Source organism: Vitreimonas flagellata (assembly GCF_004634425.1).
Lineage (GTDB): Bacteria > Pseudomonadota > Alphaproteobacteria > Caulobacterales > Aquidulcibacteraceae > Vitreimonas > Vitreimonas flagellata.
Genome location: NZ_SBJL01000002.1, coordinates 290,711 through 314,043, shown reverse-complemented (window position 1 = coordinate 314,043; position 23,333 = coordinate 290,711). Strand labels below are relative to the sequence as shown.

Annotated in this window: 30 protein-coding genes; 12 read left to right on the top strand and 18 right to left on the bottom strand. The window is 63.3% G+C overall.

The window, feature by feature from the left end; all coding sequences use genetic code 11:
• The first annotated feature begins 17 nt into the window (after nt 1-17).
• Nucleotides 18-1,046: a Holliday junction branch migration DNA helicase RuvB gene (ruvB, locus tag EPJ54_RS09555; RefSeq protein ID WP_135211490.1), complete on the top strand. Its 1,029-nt coding sequence runs from the start codon at nt 18-20 to the stop codon at nt 1,044-1,046.
• A gap of 99 nt (nt 1,047-1,145) precedes the next feature.
• Entirely contained in the window at nt 1,146-1,484 is a 339-nt protein-coding gene (locus EPJ54_RS09550; protein WP_135211489.1) for a hypothetical protein, read from the top strand.
• 31 nt (nt 1,485-1,515) lie between these two features.
• On the opposite strand, the gene EPJ54_RS09545 is transcribed toward EPJ54_RS09550, so the two are convergent.
• The 4 genes from EPJ54_RS09545 to EPJ54_RS09530 all read right to left on the bottom strand — a co-directional run bounded on the left by EPJ54_RS09545 (nt 1,516) and on the right by EPJ54_RS09530 (nt 4,432).
• Entirely contained in the window at nt 1,516-2,910 is a 1,395-nt protein-coding gene (locus tag EPJ54_RS09545; protein ID WP_135211488.1) for an MATE family efflux transporter, read from the bottom strand.
• A 111-nt stretch (nt 2,911-3,021) separates the two neighbouring features.
• Nucleotides 3,022-3,399, bottom strand: a complete 378-nt coding sequence (locus tag EPJ54_RS09540; RefSeq protein WP_135211487.1) for an MmcQ/YjbR family DNA-binding protein — start codon at nt 3,397-3,399, stop codon at nt 3,022-3,024.
• A gap of 23 nt (nt 3,400-3,422) precedes the next feature.
• On the bottom strand, nt 3,423-4,016 hold the full coding sequence (locus EPJ54_RS09535) for a TetR/AcrR family transcriptional regulator (protein WP_135211486.1): 594 nt from the start codon (nt 4,014-4,016) through the stop codon (nt 3,423-3,425).
• A complete protein-coding gene (locus tag EPJ54_RS09530; RefSeq protein ID WP_135211485.1) occupies nt 4,013-4,432 on the bottom strand; it encodes a cupin domain-containing protein in 420 nt (139 codons plus the stop codon). Before EPJ54_RS09530 ends, EPJ54_RS09535 begins: the two co-directional genes overlap by 4 nt.
• A gap of 160 nt (nt 4,433-4,592) precedes the next feature.
• Here EPJ54_RS09530 and EPJ54_RS09525 point away from each other — a divergent pair, with 160 nt between their 5' ends.
• Both EPJ54_RS09525 and EPJ54_RS09520 read left to right on the top strand, forming a co-directional pair.
• Nucleotides 4,593-5,717, top strand: coding sequence for a zinc-binding dehydrogenase (locus EPJ54_RS09525; RefSeq protein ID WP_135211484.1), 1,125 nt, complete (start codon nt 4,593-4,595; stop codon nt 5,715-5,717).
• Between the two features lie 16 nt (nt 5,718-5,733).
• A complete protein-coding gene (locus EPJ54_RS09520; RefSeq protein WP_135211483.1) occupies nt 5,734-6,291 on the top strand; it encodes a histidine phosphatase family protein in 558 nt (185 codons plus the stop codon).
• 1 nt (nt 6,292) lies between these two features.
• Here the strand turns inward: EPJ54_RS09520 and EPJ54_RS09515 are convergent, their stop codons facing one another.
• From EPJ54_RS09515 to EPJ54_RS09490, 6 genes are all read right to left on the bottom strand, one after another.
• Nucleotides 6,293-6,955 carry an SDR family oxidoreductase gene (locus tag EPJ54_RS09515; protein WP_135211482.1) on the bottom strand — a complete coding sequence of 221 codons (663 nt, stop codon included), beginning with the start codon at nt 6,953-6,955 and terminating at the stop codon, nt 6,293-6,295.
• 14 nt (nt 6,956-6,969) lie between these two features.
• Nucleotides 6,970-7,608, bottom strand: a complete 639-nt coding sequence (locus EPJ54_RS09510) for a TetR/AcrR family transcriptional regulator (RefSeq protein WP_135211481.1) — start codon at nt 7,606-7,608, stop codon at nt 6,970-6,972.
• Nucleotides 7,609-7,669: 61 nt separating this feature from the next.
• The gene (locus tag EPJ54_RS09505) at nt 7,670-8,659 is read right to left on the bottom strand and encodes an aldo/keto reductase (RefSeq protein ID WP_135211480.1); all 990 of its coding nucleotides are present in this window, start codon (nt 8,657-8,659) and stop codon (nt 7,670-7,672) included.
• Between the two features lie 71 nt (nt 8,660-8,730).
• Complete coding sequence (locus EPJ54_RS09500) at nt 8,731-9,561, bottom strand: DUF4198 domain-containing protein (protein WP_135211479.1); 831 nt, start codon at nt 9,559-9,561, stop codon at nt 8,731-8,733.
• Nucleotides 9,562-9,663: 102 nt separating this feature from the next.
• Nucleotides 9,664-10,038 (bottom strand): hypothetical protein, encoded by a 375-nt coding sequence (locus EPJ54_RS09495; RefSeq protein WP_135211478.1) that lies wholly within the window; start codon nt 10,036-10,038, stop codon nt 9,664-9,666.
• 9 nt (nt 10,039-10,047) lie between these two features.
• Nucleotides 10,048-10,968 carry a site-specific tyrosine recombinase XerD gene (locus tag EPJ54_RS09490; RefSeq protein ID WP_135211477.1) on the bottom strand — a complete coding sequence of 307 codons (921 nt, stop codon included), beginning with the start codon at nt 10,966-10,968 and terminating at the stop codon, nt 10,048-10,050.
• A gap of 79 nt (nt 10,969-11,047) precedes the next feature.
• On the opposite strand from EPJ54_RS09490, the gene EPJ54_RS09485 reads away from it, so the two are divergent.
• Nucleotides 11,048-11,551, top strand: a complete 504-nt coding sequence (locus EPJ54_RS09485) for a pyridoxamine 5'-phosphate oxidase family protein (protein WP_135211476.1) — start codon at nt 11,048-11,050, stop codon at nt 11,549-11,551.
• A gap of 4 nt (nt 11,552-11,555) precedes the next feature.
• On the opposite strand, the gene EPJ54_RS09480 is transcribed toward EPJ54_RS09485, so the two are convergent.
• From EPJ54_RS09480 to EPJ54_RS09470, 3 genes are read right to left on the bottom strand one after another with little or no spacing between them, the layout of a single operon-like run.
• Nucleotides 11,556-11,939, bottom strand: a complete 384-nt coding sequence (locus tag EPJ54_RS09480; protein WP_135211475.1) for a group II truncated hemoglobin — start codon at nt 11,937-11,939, stop codon at nt 11,556-11,558.
• A gap of 49 nt (nt 11,940-11,988) precedes the next feature.
• Complete coding sequence (locus EPJ54_RS09475; RefSeq protein ID WP_135211474.1) at nt 11,989-13,638, bottom strand: hypothetical protein; 1,650 nt, start codon at nt 13,636-13,638, stop codon at nt 11,989-11,991.
• Nucleotides 13,639-13,654: 16 nt separating this feature from the next.
• Entirely contained in the window at nt 13,655-13,843 is a 189-nt protein-coding gene (locus EPJ54_RS09470) for a hypothetical protein (protein WP_135211473.1), read from the bottom strand.
• Nucleotides 13,844-13,952: 109 nt separating this feature from the next.
• On the opposite strand from EPJ54_RS09470, the gene EPJ54_RS09465 reads away from it, so the two are divergent.
• From EPJ54_RS09465 to EPJ54_RS09455, 3 genes are read left to right on the top strand one after another with little or no spacing between them, the layout of a single operon-like run.
• Nucleotides 13,953-14,558, top strand: a complete 606-nt coding sequence (locus tag EPJ54_RS09465; RefSeq protein ID WP_239590844.1) for a shikimate kinase — start codon at nt 13,953-13,955, stop codon at nt 14,556-14,558.
• Nucleotides 14,555-15,661, top strand: coding sequence for a 3-dehydroquinate synthase (gene aroB / locus EPJ54_RS09460; RefSeq protein WP_135211472.1), 1,107 nt, complete (start codon nt 14,555-14,557; stop codon nt 15,659-15,661). Before EPJ54_RS09465 ends, aroB begins: the two co-directional genes overlap by 4 nt.
• On the top strand, nt 15,658-16,944 hold the full coding sequence (locus tag EPJ54_RS09455; protein WP_135211471.1) for an HlyC/CorC family transporter: 1,287 nt from the start codon (nt 15,658-15,660) through the stop codon (nt 16,942-16,944). Before aroB ends, EPJ54_RS09455 begins: the two co-directional genes overlap by 4 nt.
• Here EPJ54_RS09455 and EPJ54_RS09450 read toward each other — a convergent pair.
• Nucleotides 16,941-17,393: a hypothetical protein gene (locus EPJ54_RS09450; protein ID WP_135211470.1), complete on the bottom strand. Its 453-nt coding sequence runs from the start codon at nt 17,391-17,393 to the stop codon at nt 16,941-16,943. The two genes, EPJ54_RS09455 and EPJ54_RS09450, sit on opposite strands and share 4 nt — an antisense overlap.
• Here EPJ54_RS09450 and EPJ54_RS19830 point away from each other — a divergent pair.
• A complete protein-coding gene (locus EPJ54_RS19830; RefSeq protein WP_167755663.1) occupies nt 17,380-17,541 on the top strand; it encodes a hypothetical protein in 162 nt (53 codons plus the stop codon). The two genes, EPJ54_RS09450 and EPJ54_RS19830, sit on opposite strands and share 14 nt — an antisense overlap.
• Here the strand turns inward: EPJ54_RS19830 and EPJ54_RS09445 are convergent.
• The 3 genes from EPJ54_RS09445 to EPJ54_RS09435 all read right to left on the bottom strand — a co-directional run bounded on the left by EPJ54_RS09445 (nt 17,538) and on the right by EPJ54_RS09435 (nt 19,424).
• Nucleotides 17,538-18,365 carry a CheR family methyltransferase gene (locus EPJ54_RS09445; RefSeq protein ID WP_135211469.1) on the bottom strand — a complete coding sequence of 276 codons (828 nt, stop codon included), beginning with the start codon at nt 18,363-18,365 and terminating at the stop codon, nt 17,538-17,540. The genes EPJ54_RS19830 and EPJ54_RS09445 overlap by 4 nt on opposite strands.
• Nucleotides 18,365-18,730 carry a response regulator gene (locus EPJ54_RS09440; protein ID WP_135211468.1) on the bottom strand — a complete coding sequence of 122 codons (366 nt, stop codon included), beginning with the start codon at nt 18,728-18,730 and terminating at the stop codon, nt 18,365-18,367. Before EPJ54_RS09440 ends, EPJ54_RS09445 begins: the two co-directional genes overlap by 1 nt.
• A gap of 64 nt (nt 18,731-18,794) precedes the next feature.
• On the bottom strand, nt 18,795-19,424 hold the full coding sequence (locus EPJ54_RS09435) for a histidine phosphotransferase family protein (RefSeq protein ID WP_167755662.1): 630 nt from the start codon (nt 19,422-19,424) through the stop codon (nt 18,795-18,797).
• 127 nt (nt 19,425-19,551) lie between these two features.
• Here EPJ54_RS09435 and EPJ54_RS09430 point away from each other — a divergent pair, with 127 nt between their 5' ends.
• From EPJ54_RS09430 to dps, 3 genes are all read left to right on the top strand, one after another.
• Nucleotides 19,552-21,417: a monovalent cation:proton antiporter-2 (CPA2) family protein gene (locus tag EPJ54_RS09430; RefSeq protein WP_135211466.1), complete on the top strand. Its 1,866-nt coding sequence runs from the start codon at nt 19,552-19,554 to the stop codon at nt 21,415-21,417.
• Nucleotides 21,418-21,483: 66 nt separating this feature from the next.
• Nucleotides 21,484-22,458, top strand: coding sequence for an alpha/beta fold hydrolase (locus tag EPJ54_RS09425; RefSeq protein ID WP_135211465.1), 975 nt, complete (start codon nt 21,484-21,486; stop codon nt 22,456-22,458).
• A gap of 108 nt (nt 22,459-22,566) precedes the next feature.
• Entirely contained in the window at nt 22,567-23,037 is a 471-nt protein-coding gene (gene dps / locus EPJ54_RS09420) for a DNA starvation/stationary phase protection protein Dps (protein ID WP_135211464.1), read from the top strand.
• A 13-nt stretch (nt 23,038-23,050) separates the two neighbouring features.
• Here dps and EPJ54_RS09415 read toward each other — a convergent pair whose 3' ends face one another.
• Nucleotides 23,051-23,290 carry a DUF2188 domain-containing protein gene (locus tag EPJ54_RS09415; protein WP_135211463.1) on the bottom strand — a complete coding sequence of 80 codons (240 nt, stop codon included), beginning with the start codon at nt 23,288-23,290 and terminating at the stop codon, nt 23,051-23,053.
• Nucleotides 23,291-23,333: the final 43 nt, after the last annotated feature.

Sequence of the window (23,333 nt, the reverse complement as noted above, 5' to 3'; positions counted from 1 at the left end):
CGTATTAGGAGGGGCGCATGTCCGAAGCAGAACGCCTCGTCGCCGCTGACCGCATGCCCGGAGAGGGCGCGGATCGCGCTTTGCGGCCGACCGGCTTTGACGAATTCGTCGGCCAGCCCACGGCGAAGGCCAATCTCAAAGTCTTCGTCGAAGCCGCCCGCGCGCGCGGCGAAGCGATGGACCACACTTTGCTGTTTGGTCCACCCGGCCTTGGCAAGACCACGCTGTCGCAGATCGTGGCGCGTGAATTGGGCGTCGGCTTTCGTGCGACGTCCGGCCCTGTGATCGCGCGCGCTGGCGATCTGGCGGCCTTGCTCACCAATCTCGAACCGCGCGACGTGCTGTTCATCGACGAGATTCACCGCCTCGCGCCGGCGGTGGAAGAAATCCTCTATCCGGCGATGGAGGATTATCACCTCGACATCATCATCGGCGAAGGCCCATCCGCGCGCAGTGTGCGCATTGATCTGGCGCCGTTCACGCTCGTTGGCGCCACGACGCGCGCGGGTTTGCTCAGCACGCCGCTGCGCGATCGCTTCGGTATTCCGCTGCGGCTTGAGTTTTACAGCGCGCAGGATTTGCTCGGAATCGTTACGCGCGGCGCCGGCAAGCTCAACATGCCGATCACGCCGGAAGGCGCGATGGAGATCGCCAAGCGCGCACGCGGCACACCGCGCGTCGCCATCCGCTTGCTGCGCCGCGTGCGCGATTTCGCCGGCGAAAACGCGATCGATGTCAACGTGGCGGACGCTGCGTTGAAGCGGCTCGATGTCGATAGCGACGGCCTCGACATGCTGGACCGCCGCTATTTGCACGCGCTCGTCGAAACCTATGGCGGCGGGCCTGTTGGTGTTGAGACGTTGGCCGCCGCGTTGGCCGAAGCGCGCGACGCCATCGAAGACGTGATCGAGCCCTATCTGATGCAACAAGGCTTCGTCATGCGCACCCCCCGCGGCCGCGTCGCCGCGCCGAAAGCATATGAGCGGCTTGGCAAAAAGCCGCCGCCGATCCAACCGAGCACGGGAGCGTTGTTCGGGGAGGAGTAGAAGCATTGTGAGCACTCGAACGAGGACATACTATTCCGCACGATCGCATCGGGAGAGCGCATCACGTGTGCCGAGGCGTTTGCTCGCGCGCTTACCCTGGTGCCCGAGCTGGTTGATGGACTCGAAATTGGAGCGCCAGCTCGACCGCTTCAGCTGACAGTGGAGTACACGAATGATGACGACCATCTCGTTTTGGATACTGCGGTAGGTGCATTTCGATGTCGGAAGATCACCTCTATCGGCGACCTTAGCTTGGTGGAGTCAGCAAAAGACATTGCCCGCGCGGCGAAGTATCGCCGAAGCAATACGGGGGAGGCGATTTCCGATTATGTGGCATTTGAGCCGATAAAGATTAGGGACAACGCCTATTCTGTTGAACTTCATCGATTGGCGGAAACGGGTGAAATGGTCGTTGCGGTGAAGAAGACCGCCGCATAGCCGCTGGCGCATCGCTTAGTCGTCGGTGAGCCTAACCCATCCGCGCCTTCCGCCATCCGCCCCAGCGATAATGGGCCAGCGCTAAGCCGGCGGAGACGGCCATGCTGATGGGGAAGCTCCACCAGATGGCGTCGGCGCCCCAGGCGGGTTGCATCAGGGTGGCAAAGCCGATGCGTACTCCGAAGAGTGACACCACCAGAATGAGCAGCGGCGCCAGCACAGCGCCCGTCGAGCGCACCACGCCGAAGAGCACGAAGGTCACGCCGAACAGAACGAAGCTCCAGCTTGCGATCGAATTGATGTGCTCGGCGCGGGCGATGGCGCTCTCTTGGTCGGGGAGGAAGAGACCGACGATGTACGGATCGATCAGATAGAGCAGCACGACGAGGCTGCCCGTCAGCGCCACATTGATCCAAATGCCGGCCCAAGCGGCTTGTTCGAGGCGATCCCATTTCTTCGCGCCGACGCTTTGCGCCGCCATCGACGACACGGCCGCGCCAATCGCCATCGCCGGCATCTGCACATAGGCCCAAAGCTGAAACGCGACGCCATAGGCGGCGGCGGTTTCGGCGCCATAGCCATTGATCATACTCATCAGGATGAGGCCTGAGAGCGAGATCACCATCATCTGCGCGCCCATCGGCAAGCCTTTGACGATGATGGTGCGCAAGAGATCTGGGTCGGGGCGCAGATGATGCAATTCATCGCGCGTCAGTCGCAGGTCGGATTTGCGCCAATACATATAAGCCAGCATCGCGCTCAGCCCGATGCCTTGCGAGAGAAAGAGCGCGGCGCCAGAGCCGGCAATGCCCATTTGCGGAAATGGGCCGATGCCACTGATCAGCAGCGGATTGAGCGCGATGTCGAGCAGCGTCGCCAAAGTCGTGAACATGAACGGCATGCGCGCATCGCCCGCGCCGCGTTGCACCATCACGAGCAGCGCGAACATGGAGAGGAACGGCAAGGAGAGAAACACCGTGCGCAGATAAATCTCCGAAAGCGCGCGCGCTTCGTCTGGCGTGCCCATCCAGTGCAAAATCTGCGCGGCGCCGAAATAGCCGGCGATCGCGGTGATCAGCGAGAACACGAAGAAGAACGTCGCGGTCGTGCCGACGACACGTTTGGCGCGCTGCAGATCATGCGCGCCAAAGGATTGGCCGACCATGATCGTCGCCGCCATGCCGAGCCCGAACAACGTGCCCAGCATGAACATCAGAATGAGCGAGGCATTGATCGTCGCCGTCAGCGCTTCGGGTCCGAGCAAGCGGCCGACCCAGATCGTGTTGATCGAGCCGTTCAGCGATTGCAGCACGCTCGTGCCCAGCACCGGCAGCGAGAACAGGAAGATCGTCCGCGCGACTGGGCCTTGCGTCAGGTCCATGCGCGCAGGCGCGTTGCGCGCTGCGGGGGCGGCTGGTTCCGACATCCGGACTCCTCGATCAAGGCAGAGCGCGCGCTTCTATAGAAAAAGCGGTTTTGCGCCAGCCTTGTTGTGTGACGCGCCATCACCCATATCGGTCATGGCGAGAGCGACGATCTAGTCCAGCATACGCCCCAACTTCTTCGGCGCCACCGCCACATAGCTCTGCTTCAGCCAGCCTTTGAGCGTCTCCATCTCGGCGCCGATGTCGTCGTCCGGCCCGAAATGCGCAATCACCCAATTGTGCTGCTTGTACCAGCCGCGCGCCGGCCGCACGAAAGAGAGCTCCTCGGCCATCTCCGCGGAGATCGGCAGCTTCATGATCATGGTCAGCGCATCGAGCCGCTCGCCCTTCTCGCCGAACACCGTGAACATCTTTTTGCGCACATAAAGCGCGCGCGTGATTGTCCAGCCTGGGCCTGAAGTGGCCTCAGGAAAGCTGAGGCCGTAGGCTGTCAGTTCAGCCTCAGCGCGTTGATGCGGCGTTTGGGGCATGGGTTCTGCTTAACGCGCTTGCGTTACTTGCGCGCCTGCCTTCGCAAATCCGCCACCACCAGCTCCACAATATGCGCGATCGCATCTGGCACGCGCTCCAGCGGCAAGCCTTGATCCGCAAGCGTCCAGGAGGCGTCGCCGCCAGAGAGACTGAGCAGCACGGCAGTGGCGTCCTCGGTCGCGCGCTTTGGCGCGCCAACGGCTTTGACGGCTTTGCGGATTGCCTCCAAACGCGCGGCCCGGCGCGAGGCGCGCACTTCGCGCCAGACGCCCTTCGCATTCGTCAAGGCGCGGCTGATCGGGTGCTTGATCGCCATGCGATGAATGTCGCGATAATAGCGCGGCAGATCGTCGGGGCCGCTGGCGAGCTGAACGCCATCGGGGAAGATTGCCTTCTCGAACCATTCGCCGAGCGCTGCGATCTGGCTCGCTTCGTTCGGAAAATGAAAATGCACCGTGCGCAGCGACACGCCCGCACGCGCCGCCGCTTCGCTGGGTGAGAGCGTCGTGCGCCCGGGCTCGGAGAGCTGTTCGGCGAAGGCTTCCAGAATGGCCGTGCGCGTCGCCCGCGCCTGTGCTTCGCGTTTCGGGCTGACGTACTTGCGCGCTGTGCTCATGCGAGGAAGGTTACCCCGTGCTTTTCGCCAATACGAAAGATGCCGGGAATGTCTGGCGGGTTCATCTCGACGGTCGCCACTTCCTTATAGAATTTCGCCGCGTTGCCCTTGCTCACGATCGTCAAGAAGTGGGTGTCATCCAGTGTTGTGTAGCCGTGCGGCGTGTCGGCCGGCACATGCGCGAACTCGCCGGGGCCGATGCGCAATGTCTTGCCGTCGACGAACACATCCATGCGGCCGGAAAGCACAACGTAGATCTCTTCCCATTTGTGCTTGTGCGGCGGCGGCCCGCCGCCCGGGATGCCGCGCGTGTCGAATATTTCGATCGCGGAGCCCATCGCGTTGGTGAGCATCGGCGTGAGCGTTTCGCCGAGGATGAAATGGCTTTCCTTGGTTTCAGCTGCGATTTCGGCCATGCCGGCCTCCTCTGTCTATATTGACTGCACGCAAGTGCAGTGAACCCTTGTTGCATTCATTGCAGCCAAGTGCAACCATTATGTTTCCAGCGGGCGCCGCTTGCGCCGTCGCCGCCACGCGCCTACGTCGCCCTCACACTAACGAAGAGGGAGCTCACCGATGGCGCACGAATCCGGTCTTGAAATGCGGACCTTGGCGAAGCCCAACGGTCAGCTTGAACTCTCGCTCGTGCGCGTGCCGGCGCCGGAGCCTGGTCCGGATGAAGTGGTTGTCCAGGTGCAGGCCGCCCCGATCAATCCCTCAGACCTCGGTCTGCTCACCGGCCCCGCTGATCTCTCCACGTTGCAAGCCAGCGGTTCGGGCGAGAACATCGTGCTCACCGCCCAAATTCCCGAAGTCGCAATCAAGATGCTTGCCGCGCGTTTCGATCAATCGCTGCCGATCGGCAATGAAGGCGCGGGCGTGGTCGTGAAAGCTGGCGCCAATGCGCAAGCTTTGCTGGGCAAGACGGTCGCGATGGTTGGCGGCGCGATGTACGCGCAATATCGCAAGATCAAAGCCATCGAAGTGCTGCCGCTGCCGGAAGGGACGAGCGCGGTGGAAGGCGCCTCCTGTTTCGTCAATCCGCTGACCGCGCTCTCGATGGTCGAGACGCTCCGCCTCGAAGGTCATAAAGCGCTCGTCCACACCGCCGCTGCGTCGAACCTTGGCCAGATGCTCAACAAGATTTGCATCAAGGATGGTGTGCCGCTGGTGAACATCGTGCGCAGCGAAGAGCAAGAGCGCATCTTGCGCGACATCGGCGCCAAATACGTGGTGAACTCCACCTCGCCGAATTTCATGAATGAGCTTGTCGCGGCGCTCAAGGAAACCGACGCCACGCTCGCATTCGACGCCATCGGCGGGGGCAAGCTTGCCGGCCAAATCCTGACTGCGATGGAGATCGCGCAGAATTCCAAGCCGGGCGCTTACAGCCGCTATGGCTCAGCCGTGCACAAGCAAGTCTATATCTATGGCCGCCTCGATATCCGCCCGACCGAAATCGGCTCCGGCGTCGGCATGGCCTGGGGCGCGAGCGGCTTCCTGCTCACGTACTTCCTGCAAAAAATTGGCATGGCCGAGGCCAATCGTCTGCGCCAGCGCGTGCTCGCCGAATTGAAGACCACGTTCGCCAGCCATTACACCAAGACGATCTCGCTCATCGAAGCGCTCGATCCCGAAACGCTGCTGGCGTATTCGAAGAAGGCGACCGGCGAGAAATATCTGATCGACCCGTCGCGCTAAGGCGCGCGCGGCTTCGATGAAGATCTATTTTATCACGCACCCTGAAGTTCAGGTTGACCCAGCGCGGCCCGTGCCGCGCTGGAGTCTTTCTGAGAAGGGTGTCGCGCGGATGACAAAATTCGCTGCGCGCGGCGTGCTGGATGATGTGGCGCACATTTGGTCGAGCGGCGAAACCAAAGCGATCGAAAGCGCTAACATTCTAGCCGCGCGGCTCAAGCTGCCGGTGCAGATCGAAGAAGAGCTGCACGAGAACGATCGCAGCGCCACCGGCTTCCTGCCGCCGCCCGAGTTCGAGGCGACGGCAGACCAATTCTTCGCCCATCCGAATGAGAGCATTCGCGGTTGGGAGCGTGCGGTTGATGCGCAAGGCCGCATCATCGGCGCTGTCGATCGCGTGATCGCTGCGTCACCGAACGGCAATGTGGCGATCATCGCGCATGGCGGCGTCGGCACATTGCTGATGTGCGCGCATCTGCGCTCGCCGATCAATCGCCGCTTCGACCAGCCGCATCAGGGCCATTATTGGTGCTTCACAGAAACCCGCGCCGCGCTGCATCAGTGGAAGGCGATCTAGCTCACCACGGCAGCGTTTCGCCCGTCGTCGCGTGCCAGAAGCGGCCGGTGTTTTCGAGCGAGACTTCGTCGATCCGCGCGAGATAGCCGCGCACGGAGTCTTCCGCAGGGATGCCGTGACCGCCGGTCATCTCCGTCGCCACCATGCCGGGATGGATCAGCGCCACCGCGATGCCGCGGCCCTTGAGATCGTTTGCGAGCGAAACGCCTGCCGCATTCACGGCTGCTTTCGACATGCGATAGCCGTAATAGCCGCCTGAGCCATTATCGGCCATCGAGCCCATGCGGCTGGTCGTGATCACGACCTTGCTGCCTTTGCGCAGCAGCGGCAGCAGCGCCGCCGTGACGCGCAATGGCGCCACCGCGTTCACTTCAAGCTGTTGCGCGACGCTCTCGAAGCTCATTCCGTCGAGGCTTTCGCCGCGCAGAATGCCGGCATTGTTGATCAGCGTATCAATCTCAACGCCCGCAAGCCGCTTCGCGAGTTCGCCAGCCGCAGCAGCATCCGCGACATCAATGCTAGCCTCGACGCGCACGCCGAGCGCATCAAGCTCAGGCGAAGACTTGCGGCACACGGCAATCACGTCAGCGCCGCGCGCTTTCAGCTGATTACACAGCTCCAAGCCAATGCCGCGGTTCGCGCCGGTGATAACAATGCTGCCCATGATCTCAAACCTCGCTAGTCGGCCGTCAGGCCGGCGATCAAAACATCCACCAACGCATCCAGATCGCGCGGATCGCTCTTGCCACCATCAAGCTGCACCATCGCCGGGTGGTGAAATCGTGTCGTCGCGCCCAGGATCAACTCGGCCGTCTTCCCCGCATCCTTCACGCGCCACGCGCCTTCGCGCACGCCGTCGCTCAAAATCTCGGCGACCTCTTCGCGCAGATGCGCAATGTGTCGCGCGACGACCTCATGTGCGCTGGCCGTGATCGTGCCGTACACGGCGAACAATTCCGGGTCGTCCAGCACCTTCTTGCGCTTCACTTCGGCAAGCCCGCGCAGCCACGCTTTCAAACGCTTCGGCGCCGGCGTTTTTTTGTCGGCGGTGATCTTCGTCAGCGGCGCCATCACCTGTGCGAGCCAGCGCTCAGCGACGGCGTCGAGCAGGGCGCTTTTCGAGGCGAAATGCTTATAGACGTTGGAATGGCTCATATCGAGCGCGCGCGCGACGTCCACGACGCCGGTTTTGGCCGGGCCATGGCGTCGCAACACATCGACGGTCGCGTCGAGAATGCGGTCGCGGATTGAATCGTTCGTCACGACACCCTTACGCCACATCGGACCGCCGGCTTCCAGCCGGCAACGCTGTTTCATTCGGTCCGCATGGGAAAAATTGAAACAGAGCGCCGGCTGCAAGCCGGCGGTCCGAAGGTAGTTACCTCTCGCTATCCAGCATGCCCATCTGCGCTTCAGGGTAGCGGGCGCCGGCGACGGCTTCTGGGGGCGCCGCGGCGTCGATGTGCGCTAATTCGTCAGCCGAAAGCGTCACCTCCATTGCGCCCAAAGCCTCGGCCAAGCGCTCGCGCTTACGCGCGCCGATCAACGGAACGATGTCGGACCCGCGCGAACGCACCCAAGCGATAGCGAGCTGCGCGACCGTTACGCCTTTGGCATCCGCGATCTCTTTCAGCGCCCGCACCAGCGCCAGGTTCTTGTCCAGATTTTCGCCCTGGAAACGCGGGGCGAGCGAACGGAAGCCGCCCATTGAGCCGCCCGCCAACGCGCTTTCGCTTATCAGCCCGCGCGAAAGCACGCCGTACGCCGTCACGCCAATGCCGAGCTCGCGCAGCGTCGGTAGAATCTCGCGCTCCAGACCGCGCGTGATGATCGCATATTCGATCTGCAGATCGACGATCGGATGCACTTTGTGCGCGCGGCGGATGTTGTCGGCGCCCGCTTCACTGAGGCCAATATGGCGCACGTAGCCTTGTTTCACGAGATCAGCGATCGCGCCAATCGTGTCTTCGATCGGCACGAGTGGGGAGACGCGCGCGGGGCGGTAGATGTCGATGTAGTCCACGCGCAGCCGCTTCAGCGTGTAGGAGAGCGCGGTCTTCACCGCGTTCGGATCGGCGGCGTAGCCAAGCCAAGCGCCGTCCGGGCCGCGCTGTGCGCCAAACTTCACCGAGAGGATCGCGTTGTCGCGACGCCCGCCTTTGAGCGCGTCGCCGATCAGCATCTCGTTGTGGCCCATGCCGTAGAAATCGCCGGTGTCGATCAGCGTGACGCCAGCCTCGAGCGCGGCGTGGATCGTGGCGACGGATTCCGTTTCGTCGGCCGGGCCGTAGAAATCGGACATGCCCATGGCGCCAAGGCCGAGGGCGGAAACTGTGGGGCCGGTGGCCCCTAACCGCGTGGAAAGCATGGCTAGGCTCCTTCTGGGAGCCTAGCTACGCCTCGAAGTAACAATAGTCAATATCTGTTACTTGTGATTTGTTAGTTGCGGCGGCGACGGCGGCGATTGTCTTCCGGCGGCGGCGCGGTTTCGGCGTGCGGGGCGGCCATCGCCTCGAAGGTCAGCGTCGTCGTGTAGCTCTGCACTGATGCCGCGGCCCCCGCAGGCGCATCGGCGCGATGGCGTGCGGCGATCACATAGGTTCCGGGCGCGGGCAGCGGGATCGTGGCGCGGCCGGCGACGTCGGTCGGCACGAACGTGTCGAGATCATTGTCCATGTCGCCATTGGCGTAGAGCACGATGGCGCTGTTCGCGAGCGGCGCGCCGTCGAACAACACTTCGACTTGGAAGCCCGTCGCGGCGACAACTTGGTTCGGGTGCGTGATCGGCTTGATCGCCAGACGGCCGATCGTGCGATCGACAGGGCCGCGCGTGGTGCGGCTGTGCGAGAGATAAAGGTCGGACACCGTCACGGTTTGCAGTGTCGCGGTCGGGGCGCCCTCCGGCAGCACTTCACCAGCGATCTGCGGACGCCAGCCGCCGTCAACGCCAACAACGGTGGAAACGGGGCCAAGAATTTCACCGGTCGAAATCCGATACGTGCCGAAACGGCCAAGGCTCGTCACCAAATTCGTCGCGGTGGAATCCACAGCCACGCGATCCGGCAGCACCGAGTTCCCATCGGGATCGAGCACGGTGACGTTGGCGGGCAGCGCCACAGCAGGCGTGAAGAATTGGTTGGCGTAGGAAGCTTGCACCTGAACTTCGCCGCCGTCTGACCAAAATTGGTTCGGCTTCAGATATGCGGTGTAGGCCATCGCTGGCGTTGCTGCCGTCATGAACAGCGCCGCCGCCATCAGAAATCGCTTCATCTCAACTCTCGCCTGCTGCCCGCGGGTTGGCTCACCCGCGCCCCTCGTGGTCCTAAGACACACTACCAATGCGTAAGGATCAAGGCGCTCACGTGCGTGTGATTAGCGCATACGATTGTCGAGAAGCGCCAAAAGACCCAAGAAGCTCTTGATCGTGAACCAGATATAGACCGCAAGCCCGAGGAGCCCAGCGAGCCAGATGAGAAGGAACCCGATCAGCACCACGCTCAAAATCCAGCCGATCAGCGCCAGCAGAAGCAGCCCCACCGACCACCAAAACGCGATCATCCAGATGCGGATCTGATCGTCCAAATGCGAGCGCGCGAACGGGCTCGCGCCATCGCGGCTCACGAGCGCGAGGATCACGCCGACGAGCGCAAACACAGCCGCACTCGGGATCGAAAGCAGATAGAATCCATAAACCGCCAGCGCCGCGGTGCGTCCTGGTTGCGGCTGTGGTGGGGCGTTCATGCTCATGCGTGATCCTTATTCGTCATCGTCGTGCTCGACCTTGCGCGACAGCGGGTGCTTGGTTTCCACCAACGTCTTTAAGCGGCCTTCGGCGACGTGCGTGTAAATCTGCGTCGTTGCGATGTCGGCGTGGCCCAACAAAGTCTGCACCGTACGCAGATCGGCGCCGCCTTCAACCAAATGCGTCGCAAAGGCGTGTCGCAGCACGTGTGGCGAAACGCGCGACGGACTGATGCCGGCTTTCACCGCCGCTGCTTCCAGAATTTGCGCCACGCGCCGGCGCGTCATCTTGCCATCAGCGGCGCTCATCGAAGGGAACAGCCAGCGTTTGGCCTTATCGCGCTGCGCCTCAAGCTTCGGCAACGCCGCCTCGCGCGTCTCCATGTGCAGCGCCAACGCCGCTTGCGCAGGGCGTCCCAGCACCACCAAGCGCTCTTTGCCGCCCTTGCCCTCGACCACCATGTGCTCTTGGCCGGGCTTGGGCGCGGCGCGCAGCGGCAGCGACACCAACTCGCTCACACGCAAGCCCGCGCCGTAAAGCAATTCGATCAGCGCTTTGTCGCGCGCGCTCTCGGCGGCATCGATCAAGCGCTCGATCTCTTCAACCGAGAGCGTCTTCGGCAACGCCTTGGAGCGCTTCGGCGCATCGAGCCGCGAGGTCGGATCATCGCCGCGCGTGTTTTCTTGCAGCAAGAAGCGATAGAATTGGCGCAGCGCCGATATCCGCCGCCGCATCGTCGCCGCCGCCATGCCGCGCTGCGCCAGCCCCGCGACATAAGCTTCAATCGCTTCTGCATCCGCGCCGAGCAACGTGCCGCGCACATGCGCGCGCGCATCCTCCAGATCGCGCGCATAAGCGTCGAGCGTGTTCGCCCGCGCCCCGCGCTCAGCGGAGAGCATTTCCAGAAACGCTTCGATCAAAGCGGAATCGCTCATGGGCGCAGCCTAACAGACCAATCGTTCTCGGAACATTCACGGCCTCCGCCCGTTCGCAAGACGAAAGGGAGCACGCCTCATGAGTACCGAAGCCGACATCCGCGAGAAATTCTGGAAAGCCCTCAAATCCGATCGCACGCTGATGCTGGGAATCGCCGGCTCACGCGAGCATTCGCAGCCGATGACAGCGCAGCTGGACGGCGAAAACCCATCGAGCCCGCTCTGGATCTTCAGTTCCAAGGATACGCTTTTGGTGCAAGCCATAGGCGCCGGTCAGCGCGGCATGGCGCAATTCGTGTCCAAGGGCCACGATCTCTTCGCCTGTATTGAAGGCGAACTCACGCTCGACAACAATCGCACGATGATCGAGCGCCTGTGGAACCCATACGTCGCCGCTTGGTACGAAGGCGGCAAGGACGATCCGAAACTGCAGCTCATCCGCTTCGATCCAGAACACGCGCAAGTGTGGTTGAACGAGAACAGCCTATTTGCTGGCGTGAAACTCCTGTTGGGCGCGGACCCCGAGAAGGAATATGCTGACAAGACAGCAGACGTCGATCTGCGCGGCGGCCCGCGCGCCTAGCCGCCTAGCGCGTGCGCATCGCTTCGGCGATGCGTGCGAACGCTGGTTCCAGCGCCGCGCGCGCTTCGTCGGAGATTCCGGTCTCAACGAGCGCGCGTTGCATGCACCAAAGCCATTCATCGCGCTCACGCGTTGTGATGGGCAACGCGCGGTGCAGGCTCATGACGCATGGCCGATCTTCGCGCGTAAAATAATCGCGCGGCCCGCCCATCCAACCGCTCAAGAAGCCGGCCAGTTTGCCGACTATGGGGCCTAAATCCTCGCCATGCATCGCGCGCACGGCCGCCGCTTCCGGCGCTTCGGCCATGATGGCGTAGAAGCGCTCGGCCAAGCGCCGCACGGCGGGCGCGCCGCCGATCAAATCGTAAGGCGTCGTTCGAGCGTCCATGCCCGCACTATCGGGTCATGCGCGCGCGCTGGAATTGATCTCGATCAGTTTAGCTCGCGGGTGCGCCCGCCAGGATCGCCTCCGCCGCGATCTGGCGCGCGTCTTGGTCCAGGCCCAGCGTCCGCAATGCGCGAATGATCTGCGCTACGGAATCGGCATCGAGTCGCGCTGGGCCGCCTTCGCCGGCAGCCGCGACCGCGAGCAGGGCGCCTTCACCGACAGCGCGGCGCTCAACCGCAGAACCCAGCGCCACTAACGCGCCAGCATCCGCGCGCGCGCCGCCTTGTGGCGCGTTGGCGAGGATGAAGCGCTGCACGCTGCCGTCCGCTGGCGCGCCAAGCGCGGCGAGGATCGCAACATCGCGCGCAGCCGCGCGGGCCTGGGCCGTGCCCGCCGCATCGATGCGGCGCTGCATCGCGACCGTCGCTTGCTCACCGCGTGCGCCCGCGAGTGCGGCCATCGCGGCATCGAGCGGGGCCAACACGGCTTCTGCCGCGCCGGCTTGGCGTGCGCTTTGGATCAAACGCTGCGCCACTTGACGATCGCCGGAGGCGACAGCGGCGCGCGCAAACAGCACCGCGGACGCTTGATCCGGCGCGCTTTGCAGGCCTGCGATATCTTGCGCGAAGAAGCGTGCGGCGGCGTTGAAATCCGCGGGATTGGTGGCTTGGCGCAGCACCTCGGCGATGGCGGCGCCGACCTCCAGTGAAGCAGGACTTGCCGAACCTGGCGCTGCGGCGACCGCGGGCGCAGTGTTCACGGCTGTCACGCGGCGCAGCGCAATCGCGATCGGCGGCAGCGCCGAATTGATCTCAGCCGGTGTGGCGCCTAGGATCGTGCGTGCTTCTTGCACGCCGATTACCCCACGCCGGAAGGCGAGCGCGGCCGCTTGCGCGCGTTGCGGCTGCGGCGCGTTGGCGTTGCGCGCGAGCGCGACGAGCGCGAGCGCTGATGAATTCGCCAGCGGGTTCGGCCCTGGGCGCAAGTTCGCCGCGATCGACAATTGCGCCGCAAGCGAATTGTCATAACGCGCCGCAGGCGGGCGTGCGCCGGGCGCGCCGCCGGCTGCGCCAATCGCGCCGGTGTACCAGGCATCTTCCGCATTCGCGGCGCGCGCAAATTCGAGCGCGAGGTCAGCCGCGGCGCGATCGCCTGTCACCGCTGCGCAATAGGCGCGCAAGCGAAGCAGAAAGGCGGGCGGAGATTCACCGACGTTGGCGTTGCGCCCGCGTGCACAGGCTTCGGCGCGGCGCCCGCGCGCGAGCTCGGCTTGCGCCGCATATTGCGCGATCTGCACATCACTCAGCGCCGCACCTGCGCCTGCAGCCATTGTCGCCAGCTCATCGGCCGCGCCCATTTTGCCCAGCGCTTCGAAGCGTTCGCGTGCGGCCGCACTTGCATCGCCGCGCGGCGCGTCGCCGCCGGAGAAGAGCACACGACGCGCCAGCGTCAGCGTCGCCGGCGATTCATATACAGCCGGCATGCGATCGAGCACCAGCGCCAGCACTTCGGGATCGGAATTCGCCCAGAGGTTCGCCGGCAGCGCGCCTTGATCACGCGCGAGCGCGCTGACGCTCCATGCGTCGAGCGCGCTCAGCGCTTGTGTCTCGATCGGCGTCGGCAGCGCTTGCTGCGCGTGTCCGGCCATGGGCGCCAGCGCGCCGATCGCGGCGGCGAGCGCCAGGGAGCGGGTAACCATGAAAGCGTCCTTGGAGCTATTGCTTGAAGGCGTCGGTCAATTCGACGCGGATTTCCTGCGGTGCGGGCGCGAGTGTGTCCGATTGGCCGATGAAAAAGACAAAAAGCCCCACAAACACCGCCGCGCCCACGCCCATCAGGATGAGATTCAGCTGCGGCGGCGCGCGCCGGGAGAAGGAAGAACGACGTCGTCTGCGTCTAAACATGCGGTCTCGTGTGCCCCTGCCGTTGCGAGCGAACCAGATTGCCCCCAAAATGTGGCGAGTTTCTAGCCCGGTTCGCGCTTAACCATGTGCGGCCATTTTGAGGTGATTCGTGACCCGCCCGGAAAGCAGCGACATCGGTGAGCGCCATGATGCCGCCGCCGACATGCGCCGCCTGGCGGAGGGGATCGCACCACCGCGCACCGTGGCGCTGGTGGGCCTCATGGGCGCCGGCAAGAGCACGATCGGCCGCCGCTTGGCGCAAGCGCTCGACTTACCGTTCGTGGACGCCGACACCGAGATCGAGCATGCGGCCGGGCAGAGCATACCGGAAATCTTCGAGAAGCACGGCGAGTGTGAGTTCCGCCGTGGCGAGCGTGCGGTGATCGAGCGTCTGCTGGATCGCCCCGCGCATATCTTGGCGACCGGCGGCGGCGCCTTCGTCGATCCGCGCACACGGGCGCTGATGAAAGAGCGCGCCATCACGATTTGGCTGAAGGCGCCGCTCGACGTGCTGATGAAGCGTGTGTCGAAGCGCGATGATCGCCCGCTGCTCAAGGAAGACGATCCGCGCGCGGTGATGCAGCGTCTGATGGAAGCGCGCTATCCGATTTACGCTGAAGCCGACATCATTATCGAAACCGTCAACAGCCCGCATAGCGCCGCTGTCGCGTCCACGCTCGAAGCGTTGCGCGCTTATCTCAACGAGCGGAAATGACCGACACGATCCACGTCAATCTCGCCGAGCGCTCTTATGACGTGCTCGCCGGCCCCGGCCTGATCGCGCGCGCGGGCGAATTGATCGCGCCGTTTGCGCCGTCAGGACGCGTGTTCGTGGTGACGGACAAGAACGTCGCCAGCCTGCATTGGCCCGCGCTCATGGCGTCGCTCGATGCGGCGGGCTTGAAGAGCTGGACGGTGACGCTGCCGGCTGGCGAAAGCACCAAGAGCTTTGCCGGCCTCGAACAGCTGACGCGTGGGCTGCTGCAACACGGCATCGGCCGCAAGGACCTCATCATCGCCCTCGGCGGCGGCGTGATTGGCGACATTGCGGGGCTGGCCGCGGGCCTCACCATGCGCGGCGTCGATTTTGTGCAAATGCCGACGACGTTGCTCTCACAAGTCGATTCAAGCGTTGGCGGCAAAACCGCGATCGATGTGGAAGAGGGCAAGAACCTCGTCGGCCTCATCCATCAGCCGCGCCTCGTGCTGGCCGATCAGGACGTGCTGAAAACGCTGCCGGCGCGTGAGCTGCTCTGTGGCTACGCCGAGATCGTGAAAATCGGCCTGATCAACGATCGCGCCTTCTTCGAATGGTGCGAGGCCAATGCGCAGAAGCTGCTCGCGCTCGATCCTGAAGCCACAAGCACCGCCATCCGCACCGCCATCGCCGCCAAGGCGCGTATCGTCGAGGCCGACGAGCGTGAAGCCGGCCCGCGCGCGCTGCTCAATCTCGGCCATACCTTCGCGCACGCGCTCGAGACCGCCGCCGGCTATGACGGCGCGCTTCTGCACGGCGAAGCTGTCGGCACAGGCATGGCGCTCGCCTTCGCGCATTCGGCGCAGCTGGGGCTGATCTCAAACCAGGACGCGACGCGCGTCCGCAATCATTTGGCGCACGCCGGCTTCAACACCGATCTCCGCCGCGCCCCCGGCGCGCCGCACGACATTTCCCAGCTCGTCGCCCTCATGAGCGCCGACAAGAAGGCCGAAGCCGGCAAGCTCACCCTTATCCTCGCGCGCGCCATCGGCGACGCGTTTGTCCAGAAGAACGCCGACGCAGAAAAGCTCACAGCGTTCCTCAAAGAAGAGAGCCAATGACCACCTCCCTCATCATCGCCGCCCTCGTCATCGCGGCGCTGATCCTCCTGAACGCGTTCTTCTCCGCCGCCGAAACCGCGCTGACCGGCGCAAGCCGCGCACGCATGGCGACACTTGAACGGGAAGGCGACAAACGCGCCGCCCGCGTCAACGATCTCAACGAAAACCGCGAGCGCATGATCGGCGCGGTGCTCTTGGGCGCCAATCTGGTGCAAGTGCTGGCGTCGGCGATCTCGGCCAGCATTTTCAGCACGATCTACGGCGACCTCGCGCCTGTCATCACCGCCGTCGTGCTGACGCCGCTCTTGCTCATCTTCGGCGAAGTCGGCCCCAAAACGCTGGCCATCACCGCGGCCGACAATATCGCCCGCGCCGTGGCGCTGCCGGTGCAATGGATGGTGCGCTTCCTCGCGCCCATCGTCTCCGCCGTGCAATGGGTGGTGAACAATGGCTTGAAACTCTTCGGCGTGCGCGTCGATGAGAATGTGGACGTGTTGCGCGCCGCGCGTGCGGAAATCGCGGGCGCGGTGGAGCTGCATGCGGAAGAGGGCGGTGTGGAAGCGGAAACGCGCCATCGTCTGCTCGGCGCGCTCGATCTTTCAGAGCTCACGCTGGCCGACGTCATGATCCATCGCAAAGCGATCAAGATGCTCGACGCCGACCTGCCGCCGCGCGAAATCATCGCCCAAGCGATGGCCTCCAGCCACACGCGCCTACCGCTCTATAAGGACGATCCGGAGAACATTATCGGCGTGCTGCACGCGCGCGATCTCTTGCGCGCCGTCTCAGAGCACGGCCGGGACGGTTTCGAGATCACCCAAGTGATGCGTACGCCCTGGTTCACGCCGGTGACGACGAGTGCTGAAGACCAGCTCGCCGAATTCCTGCGCCGCCGCGAGCATTTCGCCATCGTCGTCGACGAATACGGCGCGCTCATGGGCCTCGTCACGTTGGAGGATATTCTCGAAGAGATCGTCGGCGACATCAAAGACGAGCACGACATCGCCGTCGTCGGCGTGCGCCCGCAGCCCGACGGCAGCGTCAATGTCGACGGCACAGTGCCGATCCGCGATCTCAATCGCGCGATGAATTGGGATTTGCCCGACGAAGAAGCCGTCACCATCGCCGGGCTTGTTATTCACGAAGCCCAAGCCATCCCCGAACCCGGCCAACGCTTCGCCTTCCACGGCTATCGTTTCCAAGTGCTGCGCCGACAGCGCAACCAGCTGACCGCGCTCAGAGTGGAGCGGGAGGTGGAGGATGAGAGCTTGGAGGGGGGCTAAGCTTTCTTGAGGGCTTCTTGCCCCAGCGCGCTTGATATCTTTCCAAACAACGTCACCGCGTAGTTCTGTGTTTCCACGGGCAGGTCGGAGAATTCCTTCCATTCTTCGAATGATGCCAGCATCGATTTCGATATTTTGCGCTTGTCGCGCTCGAATCCGCGTCCCTTTAGGTGCTCATCGACCACAGCTGAAATTCTCTTCGTACCGAGATCTTCCAGAGATTCCCGAGGCATTCTTATTTGGTAGGCGTTTTCGACGCACGCGATGCACCAATCTGTAGGGAACAGGTCTTCTAACGCAAAGTCAGATCGCGTCGATCCGCATGCTTTCGCCAACATCAACACCGGCAACGCATCAACGTTGTCCGCGAGAAGGTCCTTGATCTTCGTTGCCGCCGCCGCGCGCGCCGAATTGCTCGCCTGGATCACTTCGCTGGTGGACGCGAACAATCAACGCCTCTCGTGGGAGGCTGAGCGCGACAATTATCTGGATGAGGTGAGCGCCGCATCGCACGCGCGTGCGCCATTGCCGCCGCGGCTACGCGCGGCGCCCGTCATGCACGACGATTTGGAGCGGATCGCGGGTGCGCCGCCTTAAGCCGCAGCGACCCGCGCGGCGTCGCTCACGCGTTGCGCGAAGCCGTTGTCGAGCGTGAAGCCGCTTGTCGCTTCCGGCAGCGTTTCGCCCGCGCCCAGCATGATCGCGCCGCCTGGCGCCAAAGAATCGGCCACGCGATCGAGCACGGCGGCGGCGGTTTCGGAATCGAACAGCGGCAGCACGTTGGCGAGGAGGATGATGTCGAATTGGCCGAGTTGGCCCGGATGCTTCAACAGATTGTGCTGTTCGTAGCGCACGCTCGCGCGCAGGCGATCGGAAATGCGCCAGAGGTCGCCGGCCTTTTCAAAGTGCGCGATCAGTTTGCGGATTGGCAGGCCGCGCTGAATTTCGAACTGCGTGTAGAGGCCGGCGCGGGCCTTATCGAGCAGGCGCTGGGACAGATCGGTGGCGACGATTTCAACGTTGGCGTTGAGGCCCTCGTTGCGCATGTCGTCGACGAGCATCGCCAGCGAATAGGGCTCTTGGCCCGTCGCGCACGCCGCTGACCACACGCGCACGCGCTCATGGCCGCGCCGCGCGATGGCTTTGGGGAGGATTTCGCCGCGCAATTTTTCAAATTGCGCGCGGTCGCGAAAGAAGCGCGTCTCGGCATGCGCCAGCGTGTCGGTGATCAGGTTCCACAGCGACCCGTCCGGCCGGATCCGCGCAGCGCCGATGAGTTCGCCCACCGAGCCGAAGCCTTCGCGGCGCGACAGCGGGTGCAAGCGGATTTCGACCGCGCCGCTCATGTCGCGCGTCAGCACAGCGCCGGAGCGTTGCTTCACTTCGCGCGCAACCAGCGCGAATTCGGCGTCGTTGAGCATCAGACGAGGCCCGCTTCGGCGAACTTGGAGTGCAGGATGTCGCCGTCGAACGGTTTCATCATGTATTCGTCGGCGCCGGCTTTGAGCGCCTCGGAAATGCGCTCGACGTCGTTTTCCGTGGTGCAGAACACGACGGTGGGTTTGTCGCCGTTTGGCTCTTTGCGCAGCTGTTTGAGAAAGTCGATGCCGCTCATCACGGGCATCGTCCAATCCAGCAGAATGGCGTCGGGCATCTGCCGGCGGCAGGCTTGCAGGGCTTCCAGGCCATCGGCCGCTTCTTCAATCTCGAAGCGCATGTCTTCGAGAATGCGTCGCGCCACTTTGCGGATGACACGGCTGTCGTCCACGATCAGGCAGCGTCTCATGAATCAGGCTCCGTCGGATTGTGTCCGACAGTGCGCAAGATGCGGTTAACGAGTGTTTACGCGCTCAGAGTTTGAAGGCCGGCGAGCGGGCGATCAGCTGGACTTGTTCTTCCGCCTCGCGGGTCGAGAGCTCAACGCCGCCTTGGCGGGCGAGCAGACTGGTCAGCGTCGGCTGGATGGTGTGGCCCGAAAGCTCGCCTTCGTCGCCGCGCAGGGCAAGTGCGGTGGCTTCGCGCAATTTCGCGCGCGGACCTTTTGCGGTGACGATCACTTCGCCGCCCTCGCCATGTTTCGCCGCCGCAACTTCTACCGTGCCGCCGCGCGGCAAACATTCGTTGGCGATGAGCAACAAATTGACGATCACCCGCACAGCCGGGCGCGGCATCGCCACCGTCGGCACATTCCACAACAATTCGGGCTTCAGCACCGAATACAATTTGATCGCAACCGCACGGCCTTCTTCAATCTCGCTGTCGCCCTCGGCCGTGGCGCCGGCCATCGCGAAACGGAAAAACTCAAGCTTCGCCCACGCCTTGCCCACGCCATTGTCGAGCAATGAAAGCGCATCCGGGTCAGTTTTCCCGTCGCCGTCCTTGATCATCTCAAGGCCCTGGATGATCGCGCTCATCGGCTCGACCATGTCATGGCAGATGCGCGAGGCGACAAGCGCCGTCAGCTTCGTATTCTCGATCATCGCGCGCTCCGAACGGGGAAGACCTGGAACCATAGAGAGATTCGCGTCGTGTCTAATGCGCTTGGGGTGGCCGCTACGCAAACCCATGTTATGCCGGGTTCGGCTTACAACGAGGCAAGGAAGCGGCATGGCGGCTGAGGCGGCAGGTGGTTTGGGGCTCGAACATGCGGTGGCGCTGTTAGCAACCGCCGTGGTTGCAGCGCCGCTGTTTCGCCGCTTGGGCTTGGGCTCGGTGCTGGGCTACCTCGCCGCCGGCTTGGTGATCGGGCCGTTCGGCTTGGGGCTTTTCCGCGATCCGGAGAACATATTGCACGTCGCCGAATTCGGCGTGGTCATGTTCTTGTTCATCATCGGCTTGGAGATGCGCCCGGCGAAGCTCTGGGCGCTGCGCAAGGAAATCTTCGGCCTGGGCGCTGCGCAGGTGATCGCGTGCATCGTGTTGCTGACGTTTGTAGGCATTGCGCTCTTGTCGTGGGTCGGCATCCCCCCGGCGCAAGGCTGGGCGGCGGCGCTTATTGGCGCCGCAGGCTTCGTGCTCTCATCCACGGCCGTGATCATGAAAATGATGGACGACGCGGGCGAGACGTCGAGTGCTGCCGGCCAGCGCAATATTTCGATTTTGCTTTTCGAAGATCTGATGATCGTGCCGCTCTTGGCGCTCGTCGCGGTGATCGCGGGTCTGACGGTGGGCGTGCCGGAAGACGCACCGCCGCTCTGGCAGAGCGTGCTGTTGGGCTTGGGTGCGATCGCGGTCGTGTTCCTGGCCGGGCGCTTTGTGCTCAACCCGTTCTTCGGCATACTCGCTCGCTCCGGCGCGCGCGAGGTGATGACGGCGGCGGCGTTGCTGGTGGTTCTCGGCACGGCGCTGTTGATGGATGTCGGCGGCTTGTCGATGGCGATGGGCGCATTCTTGGCGGGTGTGCTGCTCTCGGATTCGGTGTTCCGGCATCAGCTCGAAGCCGACGTCGAACCGTTCCGCGGCATTCTGCTCGCGCTCTTCTTCATCAGTGTGGGCATGTCGCTCAATGTGACGGTCGTGCTGGATCAGTGGCAGCTGATCGGCGCGGGTGTGCTCGCGTTCATGATGGTGAAGGCGCTGGGGATTTACGGCATCGCACGCATCTTCGGGGCGGATCAACGCGAGGCCACCACGCGTGCGGCGCTGTTCGCGCAGGGTGGTGAGTTTGCGTTCGTGCTCTATTCGGCAGCACTCGCTGGCGGTGTGATGAGCGCGGAAATCGCCGCCGTGATGACGGCGATCGTGATCATCTCGATGGCGTTGACGCCGCTCGTGGTGCTGGTGGTGCGTCGATATCTGCCTGAGCCGGTCGAAAACCGCGACGGCGTGGAAGACGCCAAGGATTTGCACGGTCGTGTGCTCTTCATCGGCTTCGGCCGCTTCGCCCAGGTGGCCAGCCAGGGCTTGCTTGCGCGCGGCGTGGAAATGTCGCTGATCGAAACCGATGTGGAGATGATCCAGGTCGCGGCGACCTTCGGCTTCAAGATCTATTACGGCGACGGCACGCGACTCGACGTTTTGCATGCTTCGGGCGCTGCAAATGCGGAAGCGATCCTGATCTGCGTTGAGAAACCTGAGGTCACCGACCGCATCGTGGCGTTGGTCAAGTCCGAATTCCCGCACGTTAAAGTTTTCGCCCGCGCCTTCGATCGCGGCCATTCGATGCGTTTGGTGCAGGCTGGCGTCGATTATCAAATCCGCGAGCTCTTCGAATCCTCGCTCACGTTCAGCGCCGCCGTGCTGCGCGAGCTGGGCTTTTCCGACATCGACATTGCCGAGACCATCGAGGACGTCCGTGATCGCGACGCGGAGCGCTTTGAAATGCAGCTCGCCGGCGGCATCGAGGCGGGCCGAGGCCTCATGCGCGGCAACATGCAGACGCCCAAACCGACGCCGTTCACGCGCCCGCGTAAAGGAGGCGAGGCGATCAACGAAGAGGCGGAAGACATTATCGGCGAAGCCGAGGAGGCCTGACGCTACGTCGCCAGTTCGCGACGGCGCTTTTGCTGCTAGTCTCGCGCGAAACAAAGGGAGAGAGACATGCCCGAATTTCGCATGATCGAGACAAACGGCATCAAGGTGCGCGCCGCGATCGAGGGCAGCGGCCCGCTCGTGGTCATGGTGCACGGCTTTCCCGAGAGCTGGTATTCGTGGCGCCATCAGATGAAGCCGATCGCCGACGCAGGCTTCACCGCGTGCGCGATCGATGTACGCGGCTATGGCGGCTCGGATAAGCCGCAGGCCGTCGAAGCGTACGCGATGAAGGAAATGACGGCCGATGTCGCGGGCGTCATCGATGCGCTCTCGCCCGGCAAGCCCGCCGTGCTCATGGGCCATGATTGGGGCGCGCCGATTGTGTGGCACACCGCCGTGCTGCATCCGAGCAAAGTGCGCGCGGTGGCGGGACTCTCCGTGCCGTATTTCGATCGGCCGCCAGCGCCGCTCAATCAGATCTTCAAGATGATGTACACGGACCAGGGCAAGTTCTTCTACATGGCCTATTTCCAAAACGAGGGCGTGGCGGAAGCGGAGTTCGAGGCCGATGTGCGCGGCGCATTGCGGCGGCTCTATTTTGCCTCATCCGCGAATTCGGACGGGCGCTGGGGCAATCTGCACAAGCCGGCCGACGAGCCGATGCTCAAAGGTTTGGACGATCCAAAGCAATTCCCGGCTTGGCTCAGCGATGCCGACATTGATTATTACGTGAACGAGTTCGAGAAGTCCGGCTTCCGCGGACCGATCAATCGCTATCGCAATTTTGAGCGCGATTGGGCGATGATGGGCGGCGTCGAGGATCGGCGCATCCATCAGCCCTCGCTATTCGTGGCGGGCGCGCAGGACATGGTGCTCAAAATGTTCGGCGATGGCGACATCGCGGCCATGACCGAGCGCATGAATGAGATGATGCCCAATCTGCAAGGCGTGCACCTGGTCGAGAATTGCGGCCACTGGACCCAGCAGGAAACGCCTGCCGAAACCACGCGCATTCTGGTCGATTGGCTGAAAGCGCTTTGAGCATAGAGGCGCTCAATGTCGGATTTGCCTCATATCTATGGGTGATTGTGTTGCCCCAGCGAAAATGGGAACCACATAAGGGCTAGATCACTTTCAAGGACCATGAAGATGGGCGCTACCCGTAACGACCTTCCCGACAACACCCGCAAGGCGATGATCGCGCTCTTGAATGCGCGCTTGGCCGACGCGATCGATCTGCGGCTGTCGATCAAGCAGGCGCATTGGAACGTGAAGGGTCCGAACTTCATCGCGCTGCACGAGCTGTTCGATCAGATCCAAGCCCGCGTCGATACGTTTGTGGACGACATCGCCGAACGCGCGGTGACGCTCGCGGGCGTCGCGGAAGGCACGGCGCAAGTCGCGGTGAAAAGCTCGACGCTCACGCCGTACCCGGTGAACCTCACCGACGAGAAAGAGCATCTGAAAGCGGTCGCCGATCGTATCGCCGCGTTCGGCAAGAATGTCCGCGCCGCGATCGATGCGTCGGACGAAGCTGGCGACAAGGACACCGCCGACCTGTTCACCGGCGTGTCACGTCAGATGGATAAGGATTTGTGGTTCATCGAAGCGCATCTTTGATGCGCTTCTGGGGCTAGTCCCGCACTTCGACTTCGGGCCGATCATCGCCTCGCGAAATTTCATCGTGCCAGCGGCCGCGCTCGTCTTCCCACGAGATGCCGACCGTCTGCCCAGAGATCATCTGCTCGCGCGCGACACGCTTGGCCGCGTTATACGCGGTGTCGTGATCCTTGAACGTCTCGGAGATCGTGTCGCCCAGCTTAAACGCCCAACCGCCATCGTGCGGGATGATCTCATAAACGATCTTGGTCATGGCGCGCGCTCCTGGTTTTGACTTTAGATTTGCGCGCTGACAC

Coding starts and splice junctions, on each gene's coding strand:
- EPJ54_RS09520 (WP_135211483.1), top strand. CDS start 5,734: ATGAAGATCTATTTTATCACGCACCCTGAAGTTCAGGTTGACCCAGCG.
- EPJ54_RS09505 (WP_135211480.1), bottom strand. CDS start 8,659: ATGCTTTCCACGCGGTTAGGGGCCACCGGCCCCACAGTTTCCGCCCTC.
- EPJ54_RS09525 (WP_135211484.1), top strand. CDS start 4,593: ATGGCGCACGAATCCGGTCTTGAAATGCGGACCTTGGCGAAGCCCAAC.
- EPJ54_RS09530 (WP_135211485.1), bottom strand. CDS start 4,432: ATGGCCGAAATCGCAGCTGAAACCAAGGAAAGCCATTTCATCCTCGGC.
- EPJ54_RS09445 (WP_135211469.1), bottom strand. CDS start 18,365: ATGCTCAACGACGCCGAATTCGCGCTGGTTGCGCGCGAAGTGAAGCAA.
- dps (WP_135211464.1), top strand. CDS start 22,567: ATGGGCGCTACCCGTAACGACCTTCCCGACAACACCCGCAAGGCGATG.
- EPJ54_RS09480 (WP_135211475.1), bottom strand. CDS start 11,939: ATGGACGCTCGAACGACGCCTTACGATTTGATCGGCGGCGCGCCCGCC.
- EPJ54_RS09430 (WP_135211466.1), top strand. CDS start 19,552: ATGGCGGCTGAGGCGGCAGGTGGTTTGGGGCTCGAACATGCGGTGGCG.
- EPJ54_RS09490 (WP_135211477.1), bottom strand. CDS start 10,968: ATGAGCGATTCCGCTTTGATCGAAGCGTTTCTGGAAATGCTCTCCGCT.
- EPJ54_RS09470 (WP_135211473.1), bottom strand. CDS start 13,843: ATGTTTAGACGCAGACGACGTCGTTCTTCCTTCTCCCGGCGCGCGCCG.
- EPJ54_RS09435 (WP_167755662.1), bottom strand. CDS start 19,424: ATGATCGAGAATACGAAGCTGACGGCGCTTGTCGCCTCGCGCATCTGC.
- EPJ54_RS09535 (WP_135211486.1), bottom strand. CDS start 4,016: ATGAGCACAGCGCGCAAGTACGTCAGCCCGAAACGCGAAGCACAGGCG.
- EPJ54_RS09475 (WP_135211474.1), bottom strand. CDS start 13,638: ATGGTTACCCGCTCCCTGGCGCTCGCCGCCGCGATCGGCGCGCTGGCG.
- ruvB (WP_135211490.1), top strand. CDS start 18: ATGTCCGAAGCAGAACGCCTCGTCGCCGCTGACCGCATGCCCGGAGAG.
- EPJ54_RS09515 (WP_135211482.1), bottom strand. CDS start 6,955: ATGGGCAGCATTGTTATCACCGGCGCGAACCGCGGCATTGGCTTGGAG.
- EPJ54_RS09415 (WP_135211463.1), bottom strand. CDS start 23,290: ATGACCAAGATCGTTTATGAGATCATCCCGCACGATGGCGGTTGGGCG.
- EPJ54_RS09540 (WP_135211487.1), bottom strand. CDS start 3,399: ATGCCCCAAACGCCGCATCAACGCGCTGAGGCTGAACTGACAGCCTAC.
- EPJ54_RS09510 (WP_135211481.1), bottom strand. CDS start 7,608: ATGAAACAGCGTTGCCGGCTGGAAGCCGGCGGTCCGATGTGGCGTAAG.
- EPJ54_RS09455 (WP_135211471.1), top strand. CDS start 15,658: ATGACCACCTCCCTCATCATCGCCGCCCTCGTCATCGCGGCGCTGATC.
- EPJ54_RS09440 (WP_135211468.1), bottom strand. CDS start 18,730: ATGAGACGCTGCCTGATCGTGGACGACAGCCGTGTCATCCGCAAAGTG.
- EPJ54_RS09485 (WP_135211476.1), top strand. CDS start 11,048: ATGAGTACCGAAGCCGACATCCGCGAGAAATTCTGGAAAGCCCTCAAA.
- EPJ54_RS09500 (WP_135211479.1), bottom strand. CDS start 9,561: ATGAAGCGATTTCTGATGGCGGCGGCGCTGTTCATGACGGCAGCAACG.
- EPJ54_RS09545 (WP_135211488.1), bottom strand. CDS start 2,910: ATGTCGGAACCAGCCGCCCCCGCAGCGCGCAACGCGCCTGCGCGCATG.
- aroB (WP_135211472.1), top strand. CDS start 14,555: ATGACCGACACGATCCACGTCAATCTCGCCGAGCGCTCTTATGACGTG.
- EPJ54_RS09495 (WP_135211478.1), bottom strand. CDS start 10,038: ATGAGCATGAACGCCCCACCACAGCCGCAACCAGGACGCACCGCGGCG.
- EPJ54_RS09425 (WP_135211465.1), top strand. CDS start 21,484: ATGCCCGAATTTCGCATGATCGAGACAAACGGCATCAAGGTGCGCGCC.